The sequence below is a fragment of the Streptomyces sp. NPDC060035 genome (assembly GCF_042736635.1).
In the GTDB taxonomy this organism is placed as follows: domain Bacteria; phylum Actinomycetota; class Actinomycetes; order Streptomycetales; family Streptomycetaceae; genus Streptomyces.
In genome coordinates this window covers 73,368-92,743 of the sequence record NZ_JBHWVO010000025.1, presented here as the reverse complement: position 1 = coordinate 92,743, position 19,376 = coordinate 73,368, and the positions used below count along the sequence as shown (strand labels likewise).

General features: G+C 70.0%; 20 protein-coding genes and 1 pseudogene. 7 read left to right on the top strand and 14 right to left on the bottom strand.

The features are described 5' to 3' along the window. Positions 1-27: 27 nt before the first annotated feature. Entirely contained in the window at positions 28-600 is a 573-nt protein-coding gene (locus ACFWBQ_RS30700) for a VanZ family protein (protein WP_385503275.1), read from the top strand. Positions 601-692: 92 nt separating this feature from the next. Next, on the top strand, positions 693-896 hold the full coding sequence (locus tag ACFWBQ_RS30695; protein ID WP_056796108.1) for a PspC domain-containing protein: 204 nt from the start codon (positions 693-695) through the stop codon (positions 894-896). Positions 897-987: 91 nt separating this feature from the next. Here the strand turns inward: ACFWBQ_RS30695 and ACFWBQ_RS30690 are convergent, their stop codons facing one another. Both ACFWBQ_RS30690 and ACFWBQ_RS30685 read right to left on the bottom strand, forming a co-directional pair. Further along, positions 988-1,278 carry a hypothetical protein gene (locus ACFWBQ_RS30690; RefSeq protein WP_385503266.1) on the bottom strand — a complete coding sequence of 97 codons (291 nt, stop codon included), beginning with the start codon at positions 1,276-1,278 and terminating at the stop codon, positions 988-990. A gap of 135 nt (positions 1,279-1,413) precedes the next feature. Next, positions 1,414-2,568, bottom strand: coding sequence for an adenosine deaminase (locus ACFWBQ_RS30685; RefSeq protein ID WP_385503263.1), 1,155 nt, complete (start codon positions 2,566-2,568; stop codon positions 1,414-1,416). A 103-nt stretch (positions 2,569-2,671) separates the two neighbouring features. Between ACFWBQ_RS30685 and ACFWBQ_RS30680 the strand changes: the two genes are divergently transcribed. Beyond that, the gene (locus ACFWBQ_RS30680; protein WP_385503259.1) at positions 2,672-3,430 is read left to right on the top strand and encodes an alpha/beta hydrolase family protein; all 759 of its coding nucleotides are present in this window, start codon (positions 2,672-2,674) and stop codon (positions 3,428-3,430) included. Between the two features lie 99 nt (positions 3,431-3,529). On the opposite strand, the gene ACFWBQ_RS30675 is transcribed toward ACFWBQ_RS30680, so the two are convergent. Further along, positions 3,530-4,483 carry a LysR family transcriptional regulator gene (locus ACFWBQ_RS30675; RefSeq protein ID WP_385503255.1) on the bottom strand — a complete coding sequence of 318 codons (954 nt, stop codon included), beginning with the start codon at positions 4,481-4,483 and terminating at the stop codon, positions 3,530-3,532. 62 nt (positions 4,484-4,545) lie between these two features. On the opposite strand from ACFWBQ_RS30675, the gene ACFWBQ_RS30670 reads away from it, so the two are divergent. The 4 genes from ACFWBQ_RS30670 to ACFWBQ_RS30655 all read left to right on the top strand — a co-directional run bounded on the left by ACFWBQ_RS30670 (position 4,546) and on the right by ACFWBQ_RS30655 (position 8,052). After that, entirely contained in the window at positions 4,546-5,856 is a 1,311-nt protein-coding gene (locus tag ACFWBQ_RS30670) for an MFS transporter (protein ID WP_385503250.1), read from the top strand. A gap of 91 nt (positions 5,857-5,947) precedes the next feature. Further along, positions 5,948-6,667 carry a L,D-transpeptidase gene (locus ACFWBQ_RS30665; RefSeq protein WP_385503243.1) on the top strand — a complete coding sequence of 240 codons (720 nt, stop codon included), beginning with the start codon at positions 5,948-5,950 and terminating at the stop codon, positions 6,665-6,667. A 96-nt stretch (positions 6,668-6,763) separates the two neighbouring features. Beyond that, the gene (locus ACFWBQ_RS30660; protein WP_385503239.1) at positions 6,764-7,759 is read left to right on the top strand and encodes a sigma-70 family RNA polymerase sigma factor; all 996 of its coding nucleotides are present in this window, start codon (positions 6,764-6,766) and stop codon (positions 7,757-7,759) included. Then, positions 7,756-8,052, top strand: a complete 297-nt coding sequence (locus ACFWBQ_RS30655) for a hypothetical protein (protein WP_385503234.1) — start codon at positions 7,756-7,758, stop codon at positions 8,050-8,052. Before ACFWBQ_RS30660 ends, ACFWBQ_RS30655 begins: the two co-directional genes overlap by 4 nt. Positions 8,053-8,076: 24 nt before the next feature. Here the strand turns inward: ACFWBQ_RS30655 and ACFWBQ_RS30650 are convergent, their stop codons facing one another. The 11 genes and pseudogenes from ACFWBQ_RS30650 to ACFWBQ_RS30600 form a co-directional block, all read right to left on the bottom strand. Continuing rightward, positions 8,077-8,454 (bottom strand): STAS domain-containing protein, encoded by a 378-nt coding sequence (locus ACFWBQ_RS30650; protein ID WP_385503228.1) that lies wholly within the window; start codon positions 8,452-8,454, stop codon positions 8,077-8,079. A gap of 20 nt (positions 8,455-8,474) precedes the next feature. Beyond that, positions 8,475-9,065, bottom strand: a complete 591-nt coding sequence (locus tag ACFWBQ_RS30645; protein WP_385503221.1) for a Uma2 family endonuclease — start codon at positions 9,063-9,065, stop codon at positions 8,475-8,477. Positions 9,066-9,162: 97 nt separating this feature from the next. Beyond that, positions 9,163-10,440 (bottom strand): thymidine phosphorylase, encoded by a 1,278-nt coding sequence (locus tag ACFWBQ_RS30640; protein ID WP_385503218.1) that lies wholly within the window; start codon positions 10,438-10,440, stop codon positions 9,163-9,165. 266 nt (positions 10,441-10,706) lie between these two features. After that, a complete protein-coding gene (locus ACFWBQ_RS30635; protein ID WP_385503211.1) occupies positions 10,707-11,123 on the bottom strand; it encodes a cytidine deaminase in 417 nt (138 codons plus the stop codon). Then, entirely contained in the window at positions 11,120-12,385 is a 1,266-nt protein-coding gene (locus ACFWBQ_RS30630; protein ID WP_385503199.1) for an ABC transporter permease, read from the bottom strand. Before ACFWBQ_RS30630 ends, ACFWBQ_RS30635 begins: the two co-directional genes overlap by 4 nt. Next, positions 12,382-13,500, bottom strand: a complete 1,119-nt coding sequence (locus ACFWBQ_RS30625) for an ABC transporter permease (protein WP_385503192.1) — start codon at positions 13,498-13,500, stop codon at positions 12,382-12,384. The genes ACFWBQ_RS30630 and ACFWBQ_RS30625 overlap by 4 nt, the downstream gene beginning before the upstream one ends. Further along, positions 13,500-15,083 carry an ABC transporter ATP-binding protein gene (locus ACFWBQ_RS30620; RefSeq protein ID WP_385503403.1) on the bottom strand — a complete coding sequence of 528 codons (1,584 nt, stop codon included), beginning with the start codon at positions 15,081-15,083 and terminating at the stop codon, positions 13,500-13,502. The genes ACFWBQ_RS30625 and ACFWBQ_RS30620 overlap by 1 nt, the downstream gene beginning before the upstream one ends. 242 nt (positions 15,084-15,325) lie before the next feature. Continuing rightward, complete coding sequence (locus tag ACFWBQ_RS30615; protein WP_385503187.1) at positions 15,326-16,378, bottom strand: BMP family protein; 1,053 nt, start codon at positions 16,376-16,378, stop codon at positions 15,326-15,328. Between the two features lie 138 nt (positions 16,379-16,516). Next, the gene (locus ACFWBQ_RS30610) at positions 16,517-17,764 is read right to left on the bottom strand and encodes an amidohydrolase (protein ID WP_385503392.1); all 1,248 of its coding nucleotides are present in this window, start codon (positions 17,762-17,764) and stop codon (positions 16,517-16,519) included. 236 nt (positions 17,765-18,000) lie between these two features. Beyond that, complete coding sequence (locus tag ACFWBQ_RS30605) at positions 18,001-18,555, bottom strand: hypothetical protein (protein WP_385503184.1); 555 nt, start codon at positions 18,553-18,555, stop codon at positions 18,001-18,003. 217 nt (positions 18,556-18,772) lie between these two features. Continuing rightward, a pseudogene (locus ACFWBQ_RS30600) lies at positions 18,773-19,376 on the bottom strand (MarR family transcriptional regulator); the annotation flags it as partial.

Sequence of the window (19,376 nt, the reverse complement as noted above, 5' to 3'; positions counted from 1 at the left end):
ACCGATCCTGCCGGTCGTGGCGTCCTGGTGGATGTGCGTCACAGTTCGGACGGCAGCGCCGTCATCCGCTTCCGCGCGGCGGGGGTCCTCCTCCTCCTCGCGCATCTTCTGTTCGTCTGCTGGCTGACGCTGCGCCCGCTGGACGTGCCCTGGGTGACGGCCACGAATCTGCAGCCGTTCGCCGGGATCCGGGCGGATCTGGCGTTCGGCCCGGTCGAGGCGGCGCGCCGGATCGGCGAGGGGCTGCTTCTGCTGGCTCCGCTGGGCGTGCTGCTGCCGATGGCAGGGGGACGGCTGCTGGTCTCCCCGTGGGCCTCGCTGGCCCGGACCGTCGCGGCCGGGGCGCTGATCTCGATGGCCATCGAACTGGGCCAGACCGGGGTGCCCGGGCAGGTCGTCGATGTCGACTCGCTGCTGCTGAACACCGTGGGTGTCGCGATCGCCCATCTGCTCGTCGTTCCGATGTCCCGGGCGCGCCTGCGTCGCGGGAACCGGGCCGGTGCCGGGGATCTGGCCCGTCTCAGGGACGAGGCCCGCTTCAGGAGCGAGGCTCCTCAGGGGTCGACCCCGACGATTTCCAGGGTCGGTATCGCCCCGTAGAGCGACGCTTTGCACCCCTTCGCGGGTCCATTGTTGAGGTATCGGGAGCACGACGGAATGCCTCCCCACAATGGTTCGTGAAGGAGCCCACCATGGCCGCACTTGCCCGCCCCCGCGACGGACGCATGATCGGTGGAGTGTGCGCAGCGCTGGCACGGCGCTTCGGCACCTCCGCAGGGACGATGCGTGTCATCTTCCTGGTCTCGTGCCTGCTTCCCGGCCCCCAGTTCCTGCTCTACCTGGCGCTGTGGCTGCTGCTGCCGTCGGAGAAGGCTTCTTCCGCGACGGCCTGGTGACCGGCGGGACCACGGGGGTACGGAACACGGAGAACACAGATGGGGCGCACACCCGGACCGGGTGCGCGCCCCATACGCGTGTGCGGGGCGATCAGCGGCCGAACGGCACGGCACCGGTCACTCCGCCCGCGGGCAGACCGCCGAGCAGGTTGGTGGCAGGCGCCGAGACGTCGCTGCCGCCCTGCTGGTCGAGGTAGCCGGCGGCCGCCTTCTGCGCTGCCGGCAGTGCGTCGGTCGCGGAGTCGAGCGCGACGGCGGACGGAAGCGCGCCGGCCGCGGTGTCGAGGGGCACGGAGACGGCGGAGGCGCTTCCCGCACCGGCGGCAGCGAAAGCGGCACCGAGAGCGGCGACACCGAGGGTCCTGACAGCAGACTGCTTCATGTGAAATTCATCCTTGAGGAAGGGGACGTGAGCGGCTCTGCAACGTAGTCATCCCTCTCCCCTTCCCGCAAACATGCCGGGCCGCGGAAAACGGCCGGGATTCGAGGGGTCCCGGCCGTTTTCTTTTCGACTGACTCAGCCTGCCACCGACGAAGAACCACTGGTCGTAGCCGTCTGACGGAAGAGCCACTCGGACTTCAACTCCGCGTATCCGGGCTTGACGACGTCGTTGATCATCGCCAGACGTTCATCGAAAGGAATGAACGCTGATTTCATCGCATTGACTGTGAACCACTGCATGTCATCGAGCGTGTATCCGAATGTCTCGGTCAGCCGCTCGAATTCCTGACTCATGCTGGTGCCGCTCATCAGCCGGTTGTCCGTATTCACGGTGGCGCGGAAATGCAGCTTCCGCAGCAGCCCGATGGGGTGCTCCGCGTACGAGGCAGCGGCGCCGGTCTGGAGGTTGGAGGTCGGGCAGAGCTCCAGCGGGATCCGCTTGTCCCGTACGTAGGAGGCGAGGCGGCCCAGCGTCACGCTGCCGTCGTCGGCGATCTCGATGTCGTCGATGATGCGGACTCCGTGGCCGAGCCGGTCGGCGCCGCACCACTGCAGGGCCTGCCAGATCGACGGCAGCCCGAAGGCCTCGCCCGCGTGGATGGTGAAGTGGTTGTTCTCGCGCTTGAGGTACTCGAACGCGTCGAGGTGCCGGGTGGGAGGGTAGCCCGCCTCGGCGCCCGCGATGTCGAAGCCGACGACGCCCAGGTCGCGGTAGCGGTTGGCGAGTTCGGCGATCTCCAGGGCGCGGGCGGCGTGCCGCATGGCGGTCAGGAGGGCGCCGATACGGATGCGGTGGCCGTTCGCACGGGCCCGGCGCTCGCCCTCCCGGAAGCCCTCGTTGACCGCCTCGACGACCTCTTCGAGGGTCAGGCCCGCGGTGAGGTGCTGCTCGGGTGCGTACCGCACCTCGGCGTAGACGACACCGTCCTCGGCGAGGTCCTCGGCGCACTCGGCGGCCACCCGGAACAGGGCGTCGCGGGTCTGCATGACGGCGCAGGTGTGGGCGAACGTCTCCAGGTAGCGCTCCAGCGAACCGGAGTCCGCCGCCTCGCGGAACCAGATGCCGAGTTTGTCGGGTTCCGTCTCGGGCAGCGCGTCATAGCCTTGCGCGAGCGCCAGTTCGACGATGGTGCCGGGGCGCAGGCCACCGTCGAGATGGTCGTGGAGGAGCACCTTGGGCGCGCGGCGGATCTGGTCGGGGCCGGGGACATTCAGGGTCTGGCTCGTCATTCGGGCACTCTAGCGCCTACGCGCGTAGAGCGCTGGCTGCCGATGCGTAACAGTGACCGCAATGTCGGGTGGAATACACCTGCCCTTCTGACACTGTTCTGTCATGGCACAGCGCGCACTTCCCCTGCCTGCTGCGAGGCTGGGACGGGCCTTCCACACGGCCGGAGCACCACCTGAGGTCAGCGGCGTGGTCCTGCTGCTCCCGGACGGCGAGACCTACTCACAACGCCGTCCCTCCACTCTGTCGTACGCGATACAGCTGCCGTTCGCCCGGACGCTGGCGCGGTCCGGGCAGGGCGACGGCCTCGCGGTGCACGTGGTGCACTACCGCCGCCGCGGCTGGAACGCAGACGGCGATCCGGTACCGGATGCGGAGTGGGCGGCCGACGAGGCCGTACGCCGCTACGGCGACATCCCTGTCTGCCTGGTCGGGCACGGGATGGGAGGCCGGGCGGCGCTGCGCGCGGGCGGGCACCCTGCCGTCACCTCCGTACTGGCGATGGCTCCCTGGCTGCCGGAATCCGCGGCACCCGAGCCCGAACCGGTGAAGCACCTGGCGGGGCGGCGGGTCCTGATCGTGCACGGCACGAACGACGCACGGACGAATCCGGAGCTCTCCTACCGACTGGCCGAGCGGGCCAAGAAGGCCAACCGGGACACCTGCCGTTTCGAGGTCCACTCGGACGGGCACGCACTGCGGCAGCACCGGGCCGAAGTGGTGGCGCTGGCCGCGGACTTCATCCACGGTTCGCTGTTCGCCGGGTCGTACGCACGACCGGTCGCCGACGCGTTCGCCGCGCCGCCGCCGCTGGGGCTGCGGATGCCGCTGGCGGCGGGGTTCGGGCAGTCGCTGCGGCACTGAGCGTCGGCGCGGCCGTAGTGGCCGGGCACCGGGAGTCAGTACGGCCGTAGTTGCCGGGGCCGCGCGTCGGCACGGCAACAGCCACCGGGGCGCCGCCCGTCAGTCCGGAAGCAGGTTGCCCCTGCGCGACAGCAGGAAGCGTTTGAAGGCGGCCACCGGTGGCGTGTCCGGGTGGCCGTCCAGCCACGCGACCCCGATCTCGCGGGCCGCACGCGGAGCCGTGACCGTCAGTTCGACCACGCCCGGCCGGGCGACAGCGGGCGGCGGGAGCAGCGCCACCCCGAGCCCGGCCGCGACCAGGCCGCGCAGCGTCTCGGCCTCCTCCCCCTCGAACGCGACACGCGGCGTGAAGCCGGCCTCCGCACAGAGGTCGTCGGTGATCCGCCGCAGGCCGTAGCCGGGTTCGAGGGTGACGAAGGTTTCGTCGGCGGCCTCGGCCAGACGGATGCGGCGGCGGCCCGCCAGCCGGTGGTCGTCGGGTACGACCAGACGCAACCGCTGCTCGTCCAGACGACGGGTGACGAGATCCGGGGCGTCGGGCACGGGCGAGGTGAGGCAGAGGTCGAGGCCTCCCGCCCGCAGGCGCTCGATCATCGCCTCGCCGTAGTTCTGAACGAGCTGGAAGCGGACCCGGGGGTGGTCGACCCGGAAGGCGCGGATCAGGGCGGGCACCGTCTCGGAGCCCATCGTGTGCAGGAAGCCGAAGGCGACCTTGCCCGCCGTCGGGTCGGCGTCCGCCCGTACCGAGTCGGCCGCCTTCTCCACCTCGGCCAGCGCGCGTTCGGCGGAGCCGAGGAAGGTACGGCCCGCCGGAGTGAGCGAGACGGTGCGGCCCCTGCGGGCGAACAGAGCCACGCCCAGGTCCTGTTCGAGCCTCACCATGGCCCGCGACAACGTCGACTGCGGGACGCCGAGCTCGTGCGCGGCACGGGTGACGTGCTCGTGGCGGGCCACCGCTTCGAAGTACGCGAGGCGTGGCGCGAGCACGGAGCGAATGTCTTCTTCGTAACTGCTCGGTGACAGTCGAGGCTGTGAGCTGTGTTGATGCACCATGGGAACGATTATGACGAGTTCATGCATTGGACGCATGAAACGCGGAGCCGTACGTTCTGGGTATGCCTCCTGCCAGTACCGGGGCGTCCACCATCGTGCTGGGCGCCTCCGCTCCGTCATTGCCCGTCGCCGCCGTCCCCACCCCGGACCCGGACCGTCTCGAGCCGGGCCGCCCCGGCTACCGCCGGATGAGCTTCGCGCTCTTCGCCGCCGGGATCGCGACGTTCGCGCTCCTCTACTCCACCCAGGCCCTGCTGCCCGCCGTCTCCGCCTCCTTCGGCGCCACGGCAGGCCAGGCGAGCTGGACGGTCTCCGCGGCGACCGGCGCGCTGGCACTGTGCGTACTCCCGCTGAGCGCACTCTCGGAGCGCTTCGGACGGCGTCAGATGATGACCGCGTCGCTGACGGTCGCCGTGCTGGTCGGGCTGCTCGTCCCGTTCGCCCCGTCGCTCGGCTGGCTGATCGCGCTGCGCGTGATCCAGGGTGCGGCGCTGGCCGGACTGCCCGCCTCCGCGATGGCGTACCTGGCCGAGGAGGTGCGGCCCAAGGCACTGGTGGCCGCGATCGGTCTGTTCGTGGCGGGCAACAGCATCGGCGGCATGAGCGGCCGCATCCTGGCCGGATGGGTCGCCCAGCTGTGGGGCTGGCGCGCCGCGCTCGGCGCGATCGGACTGCTCGCCCTCGCCTGCGCGGTCGTCTTCCACTTCATGATCCCGAAGGCCCGTAACTTCACCCCCGGTTCGCTGAACCCGAAGGCCCTGGCGAAGACCGTCGGCGGACACCTCTCCGACCCGCTCCTGCGCCGGCTGTACGCGATCGGCGCCCTGTTCATGACGGTGTTCGGCGCGGTCTACACCGTGATCGGCTACCGGCTCGTCGAGGCTCCGTTCAACCTGCCTCAGGGCATCGTCGGTTCGATCTTCCTGGTCTACCTCGTCGGCACGCTCTCCTCCGCCGCGGCCGGCCGGCTGGTCGCCCGGCTGGGCCGCCGCGGGGCGCTCTACCTCGCCGTCTCCACGACGGCCGCGGGCCTGCTGCTCTCCCTGGCCGACCTGCTCGCCGCCGTCCTGCTCGGCCTGGTCCTGATCACGGCCGGCTTCTTCGCCGGGCACGCGGTCGCCTCGTCCTCGGTGAGCCGTACGGCGACGACGGGCCGCGCCCAGGCCTCGGCGCTGTACCAGTCCGCCTACTACCTGGGCTCCAGCGCGGGCGGCACCCTCGGCGCCGTCGCCTTCCACGCCGGGGGCTGGGCGGGCACGGTCGCGCTGGGTCTCCTCGCGGTCCTCGGCGTGGTCTCGATCACACTGTTCGGGACCCGGGCCGCACGGGCGGAGCGCCGCCTGGCCATGCCGTCGGCGGCCGTGCAGAACTGAGACCTGCGCACGCACAACCACAGCTCCCCGACGCGCGTCCAACAGGCACAGACACGGCGCGGCACGGCCACGCGAAGGGGAGCAGGCGTACATGACAATCTCGGGGAAGATACGCACCGGCGTAGGGACACGGCGCGGGGTCGCGCTGTCCGTCGCCGGTCTGATGGCCGGACCAGCCATCGTCCTGGGCACCGGGACCTCCGCCCAGGCGGCCTCCTGTACGGCGGCCAAGGGGCCGTACCAGATACAGGTGGAGAGGAACCTGAAGCTGCCTGCCGACGGCCGGCAGTCGACGGCCGACTGCAAGGCGATCCGTTCGTACCAGCTGGCGAAGGGCATCACACCGGCCATCGGGTACGCGGGGCCTGTCACCTGGCGCACGATGAAGACGATCGCCGCCCAGAAGGCGGCCGGGAAGAACCCCAACGCCGCGAAGAAGTGCCCCACCAACAAGGGGCGCATCGCGTGCGTGGACCTGACCAGGCAGCTGACCTGGATCCAGGACGGCAGCAAGCTGAAGTTCGGTCCGGTGCCGGTGCGGACGGGCCGCAACGGCGCGGAGACGCGGACCGGCGCGCGGAAGATCTACTGGCGCAACATCAACCACTGGTCGACGCTCTACGACGTCCGGATGCCGTACGCGCAGTTCTTCGACGGCGGCCAGGCATTCCACTCGGTCACCAAGTCCATGTACAACAACCCCGGCTCGGCGGGCTGCGTCAACATGCGCCCGGCGGACGCGAAGTCATATTGGAACCTGCTGAAGAACGGCGACGACGTCTTCGTGTACGGACGCAAGCCTGGCACCTGAGCAGCGCTTTCTGTGCTTCTCGCCCGATTGTCAGTGGCCTGCGGTAGCTTCCACAGTGCTGAGTGAGCGGTGTCACAGTGCAACTGGGGTGAAGCAATGAGTGATCTGACAGCAACGGCCGGGACGAGTGTCGACAGCCGCCTGGAGGAACACCGGATCGAGCTGACGGGCTACTGCTACCGGATGCTCGGTTCGGCCTTCGAGGCGGAGGACGCGGTCCAGGACACGCTCGTGCGCGCCTGGCGCAACTTCGACAAGTTCGAGGGCCGTTCCTCGCTGCGCTCCTGGCTGTACCGGATCGCGACGAACGTCTGCCTGGACATGCTGAACGCGGGCAAGAAGCGGGCCAGGCCGGTCGACCTCACCGGCCCGAGCCCGCTGGCGCAGGCCGCGCTCAACCCGCTCCCGGAGAACACCTGGCTGGAGCCGATGCCGGACGGCCGCATCCTGCCGTCGGTGGCCGACCCGGCGGAGGCCGCCGTCGCCCGCGAGTCCGTGCGCCTGGCGTTCGTCGCGGCCCTCCAGCATCTGCCGCCCAAACAGCGTGCGGTGCTGATCCTGCGCGAGGTCCTCGCATGGAAGGCGAACGAGGTCGCCGAGCTCCTCGACACCTCGGTCGCCTCGGTCAACAGCGCCCTGCAGCGGGCCAGGGCGACGCTGGCGAACACGGACAGCTCGGCCCCGGACACCGCGAACCCGCTGGACGACGAGCAGCGCAAGCTGCTGGACCGGTATGTGGCGGCCTTCGAGGGGTACGACATGGTGGCGCTGACCGCGCTGCTCCATGAGGACGCCGTGATGACCATGCCGCCGTTCGACCTCTGGCTGCAGGGGCACGACGACATCACGGGCTTCATGCTCAGCATCGGCGCGAGTTGCGAGGGCTCCCGGCTGGTGGCGACCGAGGCCAACGGGTCTCCGGCCTTCGCGCACTACAAACCGAATCCCGACGGTCCGGGCTTCGTGCCGTGGGCGGTGCAGGTCATCGACATCTCGGAGGGTTCCATCACCGGGATGCACTGTTTCCTGGACACTCCGCGCTGGTTCCCGCTGTTCGGCCTCCCCGACCACCTGGAGGCAGACGCCTCGTGAGGATCCGCAGACCGGTGGTGGTCGGCTGGGCCCTCCTCGTGGCGGGCGGCTGGGCGGTGACGCTCTGGCTCGGCGAGCCCACGGCCACCGCGGGGCCCGGGCCCGCCCCGGCCCCGAGCTCTGCGGACGATGCCGTCCCGGGACCGCAGCCCGAAGGCGGCTCGTGCTCGACGCCGCGGGCGAGGCCGAGCGCCACACCGTCGCCCGCCTCGACCGCGCGGCCGCTGCTGAGCGTCGAGCAGGGGAACGGGAAGGTGGTCCAGCACGTCTGCGGCCATGCCGTGGCCCGCTGACCGCGGACGCCGGTGCGGGCCGGATCAGACCGGGTCGCGCTCCTGACCTCGCGCCGGGGCGGCCTCGCCCAGGCCCACCACATCGGCGAGCCCCACGAGGTCGAGCAGCGCCCGTAGTTCCCCCGGCACGTTGCGCAGCCGCAGCTCGATGCCCCCGGCCCGGCGCGCGACAAGCCCCAGCCGGGCCAACGTCTCGACCAGGGCCAGATCCGGGCGCAGGACACCGCCCACATCGCAGTCCACCGCGGCGGGCGGCCCCGCGTCCTCGCGGCCGCGCAGCAGTGCCTCCAGCTCGGCGCAGAGTCCCGGCACATCGGCCCTGGTGATGCGGCCGGTGAGAACGAGAGCGTTCGGGGTCATGGCATCCACACCACAGAGACCGGCCTGACGCCCGAAACTCATCGCTCCGGCAGGCGTGTGTCTCAGCTCACCGGGAACATCCCCGTGTCCAGGTCCAGCCCGAACGGCTTGGGCAGCGTGAGCGTCTCGCCGTACTCGACCGCCTCCAGGACCCGGTACGTGCCGTCGCTCGGCTCCCCGTACAAGGTGGCGGTCGGACGGCCCGTGTGCCACGGGTCGAGGAGCAGGAACAGCTCGATACCGGCCTTGGCGTATCCGTGCGCCTTGCCGATGCGGTCGTGATTGGCGTTGGCCGGTGAGGTGATCTCGACGACCAGCCGGACCTCTTCCGCCGGTACGCGATTGCCGGGCCCGGACGCCACCGCCCGCGGCAGGACGACGAGATCGGGAATGTACAGCCCGGCCCGTCCGGGCACGGAGACCCCGAGGGTCTGGTAGATCCCCCAGTCCTCCGGGATGACGGTGTACAGCCTGCGCTGCAGCAGCTCCGCGGTGGCGTTGTGGTCCTTGGACGGCGGTGGCGACACGGTGACGATCCCCTCGATGATCTCCACCTTGCAGCCCTCGGGTGCGTCCGTCTCCTCCCAGATACGGACGAGGTCGTCCCATCCCTGGCCGTTGCCCGGCACGGGATCGACGGTGAGTGCGCTCATGGCGGTCTCCTCTTTCGGTGCGTCACCGAGTCCAGCATGCCGAACGGGACCGGCGGTGGTCCACCGGTCCCGTTCACCCGAAAGGGAAAGCCCCAGGTCAGGCGATACGTTCCCGCACGACCGGCGAGGCGGCGAACGGCGTGCCGGCCGGAGCGATGTCGTACGAGTCGGGCAGTGCCTTCAGCGCGTACTCGAACTTCTCCGGAGTCTCCGTGTGCAGCGTCAGCAGCGGCTGGCCCTCGGTCACCGTGTCACCGGGCTTGGCGTGCAGCTCGATGCCCGCACCCTCCTGCACCGGGTCCTCCTTGCGCGCGCGGCCCGCACCGAGGCGCCAGGCGGCCACACCGATGTCGTAGGCGTCCAGGCGGGTCAGGACGCCCGAGGACGGGGCCGTCACCACGTGCTGCTCGCGGGCGACGGGGAGCTCGGCGTCCGGGTCGCCGCCCTGGGCGGAGATCATGCGGCGCCACACGTCCATCGCGGAGCCGTCGGCGAGTGCCTTCTCCGGGTCGGCGTCCTTGAGCCCGGCCGCGTCGAGCATCTCGCGGGCCAGCGCGAGGGTCAGGTCGATGACGTCCTTGGGGCCGCCGCCGGCGAGGACCTCGACGGACTCGCGTACCTCCAGGGCGTTGCCCGCCGTCAGGCCGAGCGGGGTGGACATGTCGGTGAGCAGCGCGACCGTCCGTACGCCGCTGTCGGTGCCCAGCGCGACCATGGTGGAGGCCAGTTCGCGGGCGTCCTCGATGGTCTTCATGAAGGCGCCGGAACCGACCTTGACGTCCAGGACGAGCGCGCCCGTGCCCTCGGCGATCTTCTTGGACATGATCGAGCTGGCGATGAGCGGGATGGCCTCGACGGTGCCGGTGACATCGCGGAGCGCGTACAGCTTCTTGTCGGCGGGGGCGAGTTGGTCGCCCGCGGCGCAGATCACGGCGCCGGTGGTGTCGAGGACGTTCAGCATCTCGGCGTTGGTGAGGTGTGCCCGCCAGCCGGGGATGGACTCCAGCTTGTCGAGGGTGCCGCCGGTGTGGCCGAGGCCCCGGCCGCTGAGCTGCGGCACGGCCGCGCCGCAGGCGGCGACCAGCGGGGCGAGCGGCAGGGTGATCTTGTCGCCGACGCCGCCGGTGGAGTGCTTGTCGGTGGTGGGGCGGGAGAGGGCGTCGAAGTTCATCCGCTCACCGGAGGCGATCATCGCGGCGGTCCAGCGGGCGATCTCGGTGCGGTTCATACCGTTCAGCAGGATCGCCATGGCCAGCGCGGACATCTGCTCGTCGGCGACCTCCCCGCGGGTGTACGCGTCGATGACCCAGTCGATCTGCTCGGGGCTCAGCTCGCCGCGGTCCCGCTTCGTGCGGATGACGGAGATGGCGTCCATGTCCTTGGAGTCCTTCCGGCCGGTACGTACGCAAGAGTCCCGAATGACTCTACGCGCATAGAGATTTCTGGATCTCCGAGCGGCCCGAACCCGGCCCGCCCGGCACACACGTGAGCGCGGCGGACACACGCAAGCCCGCCCGGCGCTCGAGGGCACCCATCCGCCCGGGCAGAGCCGCACCCACCGTCCAGGGCGACGGATTCGAGCCCGCCCGGCGATCGAGGGGAGGAGCGGCCGCCGGACGACCCCGGCAGCCACCGCCCGCGTTACCCCAGGTGATGCGGCCCGAACGCCTGCGGCAGCATCTCGTCGAGCGTCCGGAATCCGTCCGGGGTCTCCAGGACGAGCTCCGGCCCCCCGAACTCGTACAGCAGCTGCCGGCACCGCCCGCACGGCACGAGCACCGCGCCCGTGCCGTCCACGCAGGTGAAGTGGGTCAGCCGGCCGCCGCCCGTGGCGGCCAGCTGGGAGACGAGGCCGCACTCGGCGCACAGACCGATGCCGTACGACGCGTTCTCGACGTTGCAGCCGACGATCGTGCGGCCGTCGTCGACGAGGGCCGCGACGCCGACCGGGAAGCCCGAGTACGGGGCGTACGCCCGGGACATCACGTCCCGGGCGGCCGTACGCAGCGCCTCCCAGTCGACCGGCGACGCGTCCGCTCCCGCAGACGGCGGTGTCACTTGCCCTCGCCCTTGCGGTACGGCACGCCGTCCGCCTTGGGCGGCCGCAGCCGCTGCGCCGACAGGGCGAGCACGAGCAGCGTGGTGACGTACGGGGCGGCGTCGACGAACTGGCTCGGAACCTGGTCCGTCAGCCCGTACCAGGTGAACAGCAGCGCGGAGCAGGCCGCCGAGATCACCGCGGCGACGTACTTCTTCCGGTACAGCTGCCAGAACGCGGCGATCACCAGCAGGATCGCCAGGAGCAGCAGCATCGCGTGCACGTTCTCCGCGCCACCGCGCAGCTTGAGGCTGTCGGTGAAGCCGAAGAGCCCGGCGCCCAGGGCCATTCCGCCCGGCATCCAGTTACCGAAGATCATCGCGGCGAGACCGATGTAGCCGCGGCCGCCGGTCTGGCCCTCCTGGTAGATGCTGGTGGCGACGATGGCGAGGAAGGCACCACCGAGTCCGGCAAGGCCACCGGAGATGGTGACGGCGATGTACTTGTACTTGTAGACGTTCACGCCGAGGGTCTCGGCGGCCACCGGGCTCTCGCCGCAGGAGCGGAGCCGCAGACCGAACGCGGTGCGCCACAGGATCCACCACGTGGCGGGGATCAGCAGCAGGGCGACGACGGTCAGCAGGGACAGTCCGGTGACGAGCCCGCCGATGATGCCGGCGAGGTCGGAGACGAAGAACCAGTGCCGTTGTTGGAGGTCCTGCATCCAGTCCGACAGTCCTGGAACGGTGATCTTGTCGATCTCATCGAGGCGCGGAGACTGCCTGGCGGAGCCGCCCTCCTCCTGGGCGAAGGTGAAGTTCGAGAGGTAGCGGGTGACGCCGACGGCGAGGATGTTGACCGCCACACCGGAGACGATGTGGTTCACGCCGAAGGTGACGGTCATGACCGCGTGCAGCAGACCGCCGAGCGCGCCGCCGATGATGCCGAACAGCACGCCCACCCACGGGCCCCACTGGAAACCTGCCCAGGCACCGAACCAGGTGCCGAGGATCATCATGCCTTCGAGGCCGATGTTGACGACGCCCGCCCGCTCGGCCCACAGGCCGCCGAGGCCGGCGAGGCCGATGGGAACGGCCAGTTCCAGGGCGCCCGCGACCTGGCCCACGGAGGTCACGTCGTTCGCACCGCTGATCAGACGGACCAGCGAGACGAGGGCGAGCGCACCGGCGATGATCAGGAGGACGACGGGCAGGGAGAGCTTGCGGCGGCCGCCGCCCTTCTTGGGGGCGACGCGTGCGGCGGAGACTTTGCTGGTGCTCACAGGGCCGCCTCCTTCTCGGTCGTGAGGGCGTGGCCGGCGGCGAGTTCCTCGCCGACCTTCTGCTGCTGACGGCGGGTCCCGTAACGCCGGACCAGTTCGTAGCTGATGACGACGGAGATCACGATCAGGCCCTGCATGATCGTGGCGATCTCCTTCTCGAACCCGAACTGGTCGAGCGACGAGGACGCCTTGTCCAGGAACGCGATCAGCACGGCGCTGAGGGCGATGCCCAGGGGGTGGTTCCGGCCGAGCAGCGCGATGGTGATGCCGGTGAAGCCAATGCCGACCGGGAAGTCGAGGCTGTACGTATGGGTGTCGCCCAGCAGCGTCGGCATTCCGGCGAGACCGGCGACCGCGCCGGAGATCAGCATGGAGGTCAGGATCATCTTCTTGGCATCCACGCCGGACGCCTGCGCCGCACTCTGGCTGGCACCCGTGGCCCGCAGGTCGAAGCCGAACCGGGTGCGGTTCAGGACGAACCAGTAGACGAGGCCGCAGCCCGCGGCGACGAAGGTGAAGCCGTAGATCTCTCCGGCTTCGGCGCCCAGCGACAGCCCCGGGAACCAGCCGGACTCCGCGATCTCGCCCGTCGTCAGGTTGTTGGAACCGGCTGCCTGGTCACCGAAGTTCTTCGGCAGGATCAGCCAGGCGATCAGCGAGGTCGCGATGGAGTTGAGCATGATCGTCGCGACGACCTCGCTCACCCCGCGGGTGGTCTTGAGGACGCCCGCGATGCCCGCCCAGAAGGCACCCACCAGCATCGCGACGATGACGATCAGGGCGATCTGGAGCGGACCGGGAAGGTCGACGCTCGCGCCGACCAGGGCCGCCATCATCGCGGCGAGGCGGTACTGCCCGTCGACGCCGATGTTGAAGAGGTTCATCCGGAAGCCGACCGCGACCGCGAGAGCGGCGAGGTAGTACGTACCGGCCTGATTGATGATCAGTACCTGTACGTCGGAGTACGACGCCTGCTCGAACAGCAGCCGGTACAACTCGAACGGGTCGCGGTTCGAGACGAACAGCACCAGCGTGGTGAGCGCGAAGGCGACGACCAGGGCGAGTGCCGGCCCGGCGAAGCCCAGGATCAGCCGGTCCTTGTCGAATTTCTTCATCAGGCCTCGTCCTCCGGTGCTGCTTCGAGGTGACCGGCGGCGGCGCCGGTCATGGCCGAGCCCAGTTCCTCGGGGGTGATGGTGGCAGGGTCGGCGTCCGCGACCAGCCGTCCGCGGTACATGACGCGCAGGGTGTCGGAGAGCCCGATGAGCTCGTCGAGGTCCGCCGAGATGAGCAGTACGGCGAGTCCCTCGCGGCGGGCCTCGCGGATCTGGTCCCAGATCTGTGCCTGAGCGCCGACGTCCACGCCACGGGTGGGGTGGGCGGCGATCAGGAGCTTCGGGCTGTGGCTCATCTCGCGGCCGACGATCAGCTTCTGCTGGTTGCCGCCGGAGAGGGAACCGGCCGTGACCTCGATGCCGGGGGTGCGGACGTCGTACTCGCGCACGATCCGCTCGGTGTCGTGGCGGGCCGCCTTGGGGTCCAGCAGGAAGCCGCGGCTGTTGGGCTTCTCGCTGACGTGGCCGAGGATGCGGTTCTCCCAGAGCGGTGCGTCCAGCAGGACTCCGTGCCGGTGCCGGTCCTCGGGGATGTAGCCGATGCCGCTCTCGCGCCGCTTGCGCGTGGGCGCGCTGGAGATGTCCTCCTCGCCCAGGGTGATCACACCGCTGTCGGCTGTCCGCATCCCGATGAGTGCGTCGATCAGCTCGGTCTGGCCGTTGCCCTCGACGCCCGCGAGACCGAGGACCTCACCCTTGTGGATGGTGAAGCCGACATCCGACAGGACGTCACGGACGACTCCGTCCGGGTCCGTCACGGTGAGGGAGAGCCCCTCGACGCGCAGCATCGGCACATCCGTCACCGTGGACTCACGGGTCTCGGGCGAGGGGAGCTCGCTGCCGACCATCAGCTCGGCGAGCTGCTTGGTGGTCGTGTGCGCGGGATCGGCGGTGCCCACCGTCGTACCGCGCCGGATCACCGTGATCTCGTCGGCGACCGAGAGGACCTCGCCGAGCTTGTGCGAGATGAAGATGACGGTGAGGCCCTCGGCCTTGAGCTCGCGGAGGTTGGCGAAGAGCGCGTCGACCTCCTGCGGGACGAGCACCGCGGTCGGCTCGTCGAGGATGAGGATGCGGGCGCCGCGGTAGAGGACCTTGAGGATCTCCACGCGCTGGCGGTCGGCGACCCCGAGGTCCTCGACGAGTGCGTCGGGCCGGACACTCAGGCCGTACGCGTCGGAGATCTCCTTGATCTTCTTACGTGCGGCGGAGCCGATTCCGTACAGCTTCTCGCCACCGAGGACGACGTTCTCCAGGACCGTGAAGTTGTCGGCGAGCATGAAGTGCTGGTGCACCATGCCGATGCCGCGCGCGATGGCGTCACCGGGGTTGCCGAACGAGACCTGCTCGCCGTCCACGGCGATGGTGCCCTCGTCCGGCTTCTGCATGCCGTAGAGGATCTTCATCAGGGTGGACTTGCCGGCACCGTTCTCGCCGACGAGGGCGTGGACGGTGCCCTTGTGGACGGTGATGCCGATGTCGTGGTTGGCGACGACGCCGGGGAAACGCTTGGTAATGCCGTGCAGTTCTACGGCAGGGGGGCTGCTGGACGCGTTGATGACGCACTCTCCTTGGCCGGACAGGAGCGGGGGCGGAGGGGCAAAGGGGCGGGGTGAAGTTATCGCGCCTGAGGGCTGTCTACACGCGTAGCGCTGCCGAATCGTAAAGCGTATGCACACAGCACGGCCCGAACGACGGGGATCGAGGCCTGTGCGAGAAGGGCACTGCAACGGGCGGATCTTCTTCGAGAAGTACTCCGCAGGCCCGGAGCGGCAAGTGACGCGCGCTCCGGGCCCACAGGAAACCAGACGTACGACCGGGGTCGTTACGGAGTGGTCTTGACAGTGATCTTGCCGTCGATGATCTCCTGCTTCGCCTTGTCCACGGCGGCGATGACCTCGGTCATCGCGGTGAAGGCCGGGTTGGACATGGCCAGGCCGACGCCGTCCTTGTCGAGGCCGTAGCGGATCTCACCGGTCTGCGGCTTGCCGTCCTGGACCGACTTGATCAGGTTGAAGACGGCGAGCTCGACGTCCTTGGTGACCGAGGTCAGGATGGACTTCTTGTAGGCGGCGAGACCTGCCTGGTTGTACTGGTCGGAGTCGACGCCGATGTTCCACTTGCCGGCCTTGGAGACGGCCTCGATCGCACCGGAACCGGCCAGGCCGGCCGCCGAGTAGATCACGTCGGCGCCCTGGTCGAGCTGGCCCTGGGCAGCGGCCTTGCCGAGGTCGGGCTTGGAGAAGCCGTCGAAGTTCGGCGGCTGGGTCAGGTACTGCGGGATCACCTTCACCGAGGGGTCGGTGTCCGCGACACCCTGCGCGTAGCCCGCCTCGAACTTCTTGATCAGCGGGGTCTCGACGCCACCGATGAAGCCGACCTTCTTGGTCTTGCTGACCTTGGCGGCGGCGACACCCGCGAGGTAGGAGCCCTGCTCCTCGTTGAAGACGATGTTGGCGATGTTGTCGCCGGTCACCGAGGCGTCGTCGATGATGCCGAAGGTGATCTTCGGGAACTTCGGCGCGACCTTCTTGATGGCGGGCGCGTAGGCGAAGCCGACACCGATCACCGGGTTGTTGCCGGCGCGGGCCAGCGAGGTGAGGCGCTGGACCTTGTCCGCGTCCGACTCGCCCTCGGAGGGCTCGGCCTCGGTGCCCTTGACGCCGAGTTCCTTCTCGGCCTTGACCAGACCCGCGTACGCGGCGTCGTTGAACGACTGGTCGCCGCGGCCGCCGATGTCGTACGCGATGGCGGTCTTGTTGTCCGTGGAGGCAGACGCGGTGTCCGAGGAGGACGACGAGTCGCCGCACGCGGTAACGCTGAGTGCGAGTGCCGCGGACATAATGCCCACGGTGGCAATCCTGGTGATCCGGCGCAAGGGAAGGCTCCTTCAAACCTGACCGAAGCGCCTCTTCCGGCGCTGGTTTCGCCGCGATCGTAACGCGCGTAGATGTCAGATAAGGACCTGTACGGAAGCCGTTATCGGATCGTCGCGAACAGGAGGTGTCCTGTCCGGTTACGGGCGGTTGCCGTCGAGCAGCGCAGAAGCAGTGAACAGCTCCACTCCAACCGTGATCGCCTCCTCGTCCGCGTCGAAGTTCCCCCGGTGCAGGTCCAGACCACGCGTGTCGCCGGGTGTGCGCACTCCGAGCCTGGCCATGGCCCCGGGGACGTGCTCCAGGTACCAGGAGAAGTCCTCCCCGCCCAGGCTCTGTTCGGTGTCCTCGATCGCATACGATCCGCGGCGCACGGTCATCGCGGCGTCCAGCAGGCCGATCGATTCCGCGTCGTTCACGACGGGCGGCACACCACGGATGTAGTTGATGACGGTCTTGGCCCGGTGCATTCCGGCCACCTCGTCGACCGCCGCGTGCACCAGATCCGGCGCCTCGCGCCAGGTCTCCAGATCGAGGCAGCGAACAGTTCCCGACAGCTCGGCGTGTTGCGGGATGACATTGGGCGCGTGCCCGGTCTCCAGCCGCCCCCAGGTGACGGCGAGTCCGGCCCGCGCGTCGACCCGCCGGGCGAGCAGCGCGGGCACGTCGGTGGCCACCCTGGCCACGGCGGTGACCAGGTCGGTGGTCAGATGCGGCCGGGCGGTGTGCCCGCCCGGCCCGTCGAGGGTGACCTCCAGCCGGTCGCAGGCGGAGGTGATCGCGCCGATCCGGAGCCCGATCTTCCCCACGTCCACCTTGGGGTCGCAGTGCACGCCGATGATCCGCCCGACGCCCTCCAGCACCCCGTCCTCGATCGCGTCGGCCGCACCGCCGGGCAGCACCTCCTCGGCCGGCTGGAAGAGCAGCCGCACCGGGTTCGGCAGCAGGCCCTGCCGGTCGAGCTCGGCGAGCACGAGACCGGCGCCGAGGACGCTGGTGGTGTGGACGTCGTGCCCGCAGGCATGCGCCCGGTCGGGCACGGTGGACCGGTAGGAGACGCCCGCCTTGGTGTCCGGAATCGGCAGCGCGTCGATGTCGGCCCGCAACGCGAGCATGCTCCGCGTGTCACCGTCCCGCCGTCCCACGTCACAGATGAGCCCGGTCCCGGTCGAGAGCACCCGGGGCTTCAGCCCCGCCCTCTCCAGCCGGGCCTTGATGGCCGCAGTGGTGCGGAACTCCTGGTTGCCGAGCTCGGGGTGCATGTGAAGGTCACGCCGGAAGGCGATCAGCTCGGCACGCAGCTCATCGGACAGGGCGCCGGGCAGCGCGCCGGGCAGGGCGACTCCCCCGGGCAGCTCGGCTTCGGAGTGGGACGCGCGGGACTTCAACTGGTTCACCCAGTGAAGGGTAGGCCCCCGGGGCCTTCAACTGGCCACAGATCAATAAAAGTTCAGCCGCTTAGAGGAACAAAGATGGCGTGGCGGGGTGTGACGGACATTCACGATGGGTAAACTCGCCCGTTTTCCACTGCCCTGCGAGTAGGGCGCGAGCGACGTCATACTCCCCCTCAAGGATGCGCAAGGGTGCGCGTCCTTGACCTACGCAACCGCCGCACGTTCACCCGTTAGCTCTTGGACAGGTAGTACGTGTCCCGAACATCCGGGTCAGAGGTCAGGAAGAACAGCGCCAGCCGCCCTCCCTTGTCCTTGACGACGCCCATGTCCCAAGACGCCTTGGCCGGCGGCGCGGCGGTCCGCGCCGCCGCTGTCGGCAGCCGAGAGGGAGAGGCCGACTGCGACGGATCCACGGAACCCTTGCCCTCCTCCCGCTGCCCGGGCAGCTCCACGGTGAGGCGGACGACAAAGCCGGCTCCCACCGTATTGCCGCCCTTGTTCCGGCCGGGCGCGGACAACGACCACGTCCCTGAGCCCGTCATCCGCCAACCTTCGTCGAAGCGGAACTCCTGGCCGTCCAGATCGCGGACCGCGGCCACACCGTCCGCGCGCAGTTCCACCGAACTGTTCCCCCAGCCCTTCCAGGTTCCGTGGAGGTCTGCCGCCGCCACCTGGACAGGCGGTGGCGGCGCCGCGGTACGGCTGTCGACGCAAGCGGACGTTCCCGCTGTCAGCGCGGCCACGGCCAAGAAGGCGAGGGAGGTGCGTCGTATGCGGTCGGACATGTGCAACCTCGTCACCCCGCCGGCTTCTGCATCCGGATCATGCCGCCAGTCCGGCATTCGAGGCACCCGCCGGACAGCAGCTTCCACCAGGGCCCTCACCGGTACGGCCTGCCGGCCCTCACCGGTACGGCCTGCCCTGCCGGAGTGCAGCCTGTCCCTCCGTGCGCCGACCTCGACGTTGCCCCTCGGACGCCCTGACAGCTGCACCCTCCCCTTGTCAGGGCAGTCGGAGGAGCTCGCGAAGAGCGCCGACATGTGCCGTGACATCCCGGGCGGCGGTCGGCTCGGTGGCCACGTCCGGGGCAGTGGTGCGGCAGGAGCGGCAGAGGCCGTCGGGCAGCGCCTCGGGGCGTCCGGGGACGCCGCACTGGGTGCACTCGACCATCAGCCGGCGTACGGACGGGCCCGGCGTGGGTGCGGCGGGCAGCTGGGGCGGGATCTTGTCGCGGAGCCGACGCCTGACGAATCCGACCGGGGAGTCGACTGCCGCGGGGAGACCGGCCGTGAGGGTCCGGACGAGGTAGTCGGCGTCCACGCCCTGCGCGAGCCATGCGGCGGCCAACTCCTCCAGGACGGCGCAGTCGGCGGCGGAGAGGGCGAGCCGGGAATCGATGCGGCCGAGCTGGGCCAGGGCGAGGAAGGCGGGCGAGTGGCCCTGCAGAGCCGACACCACTTCCGGTAGCGGTGCCGGTGCCGGGGTCCGCTGCTGCGGTACGACGGGGGCCGGGACCGGGCTGGGCGTGGGGGTCGCGGACGGGGCGGGGGCCGGAAGCGGGACGGGGGCCGGGACCGGGCCGGGCTCGGAGGGGGCCGGGGCCGGA

Coding starts and splice junctions, on each gene's coding strand:
- ACFWBQ_RS30645 (WP_385503221.1), bottom strand. CDS start 9,065: ATGAGCGCACTCACCGTCGATCCCGTGCCGGGCAACGGCCAGGGATGG.
- ACFWBQ_RS30670 (WP_385503250.1), top strand. CDS start 4,546: ATGCCTCCTGCCAGTACCGGGGCGTCCACCATCGTGCTGGGCGCCTCC.
- ACFWBQ_RS30650 (WP_385503228.1), bottom strand. CDS start 8,454: ATGAGTTTCGGGCGTCAGGCCGGTCTCTGTGGTGTGGATGCCATGACC.
- ACFWBQ_RS30695 (WP_056796108.1), top strand. CDS start 693: ATGGCCGCACTTGCCCGCCCCCGCGACGGACGCATGATCGGTGGAGTG.
- ACFWBQ_RS30640 (WP_385503218.1), bottom strand. CDS start 10,440: ATGGACGCCATCTCCGTCATCCGCACGAAGCGGGACCGCGGCGAGCTG.
- ACFWBQ_RS30690 (WP_385503266.1), bottom strand. CDS start 1,278: ATGAAGCAGTCTGCTGTCAGGACCCTCGGTGTCGCCGCTCTCGGTGCC.
- ACFWBQ_RS30605 (WP_385503184.1), bottom strand. CDS start 18,555: ATGTCCGACCGCATACGACGCACCTCCCTCGCCTTCTTGGCCGTGGCC.
- ACFWBQ_RS30675 (WP_385503255.1), bottom strand. CDS start 4,483: ATGGTGCATCAACACAGCTCACAGCCTCGACTGTCACCGAGCAGTTAC.
- ACFWBQ_RS30625 (WP_385503192.1), bottom strand. CDS start 13,500: ATGAAGAAATTCGACAAGGACCGGCTGATCCTGGGCTTCGCCGGGCCG.
- ACFWBQ_RS30665 (WP_385503243.1), top strand. CDS start 5,948: ATGACAATCTCGGGGAAGATACGCACCGGCGTAGGGACACGGCGCGGG.
- ACFWBQ_RS30660 (WP_385503239.1), top strand. CDS start 6,764: ATGAGTGATCTGACAGCAACGGCCGGGACGAGTGTCGACAGCCGCCTG.
- ACFWBQ_RS30685 (WP_385503263.1), bottom strand. CDS start 2,568: ATGACGAGCCAGACCCTGAATGTCCCCGGCCCCGACCAGATCCGCCGC.
- ACFWBQ_RS30680 (WP_385503259.1), top strand. CDS start 2,672: ATGGCACAGCGCGCACTTCCCCTGCCTGCTGCGAGGCTGGGACGGGCC.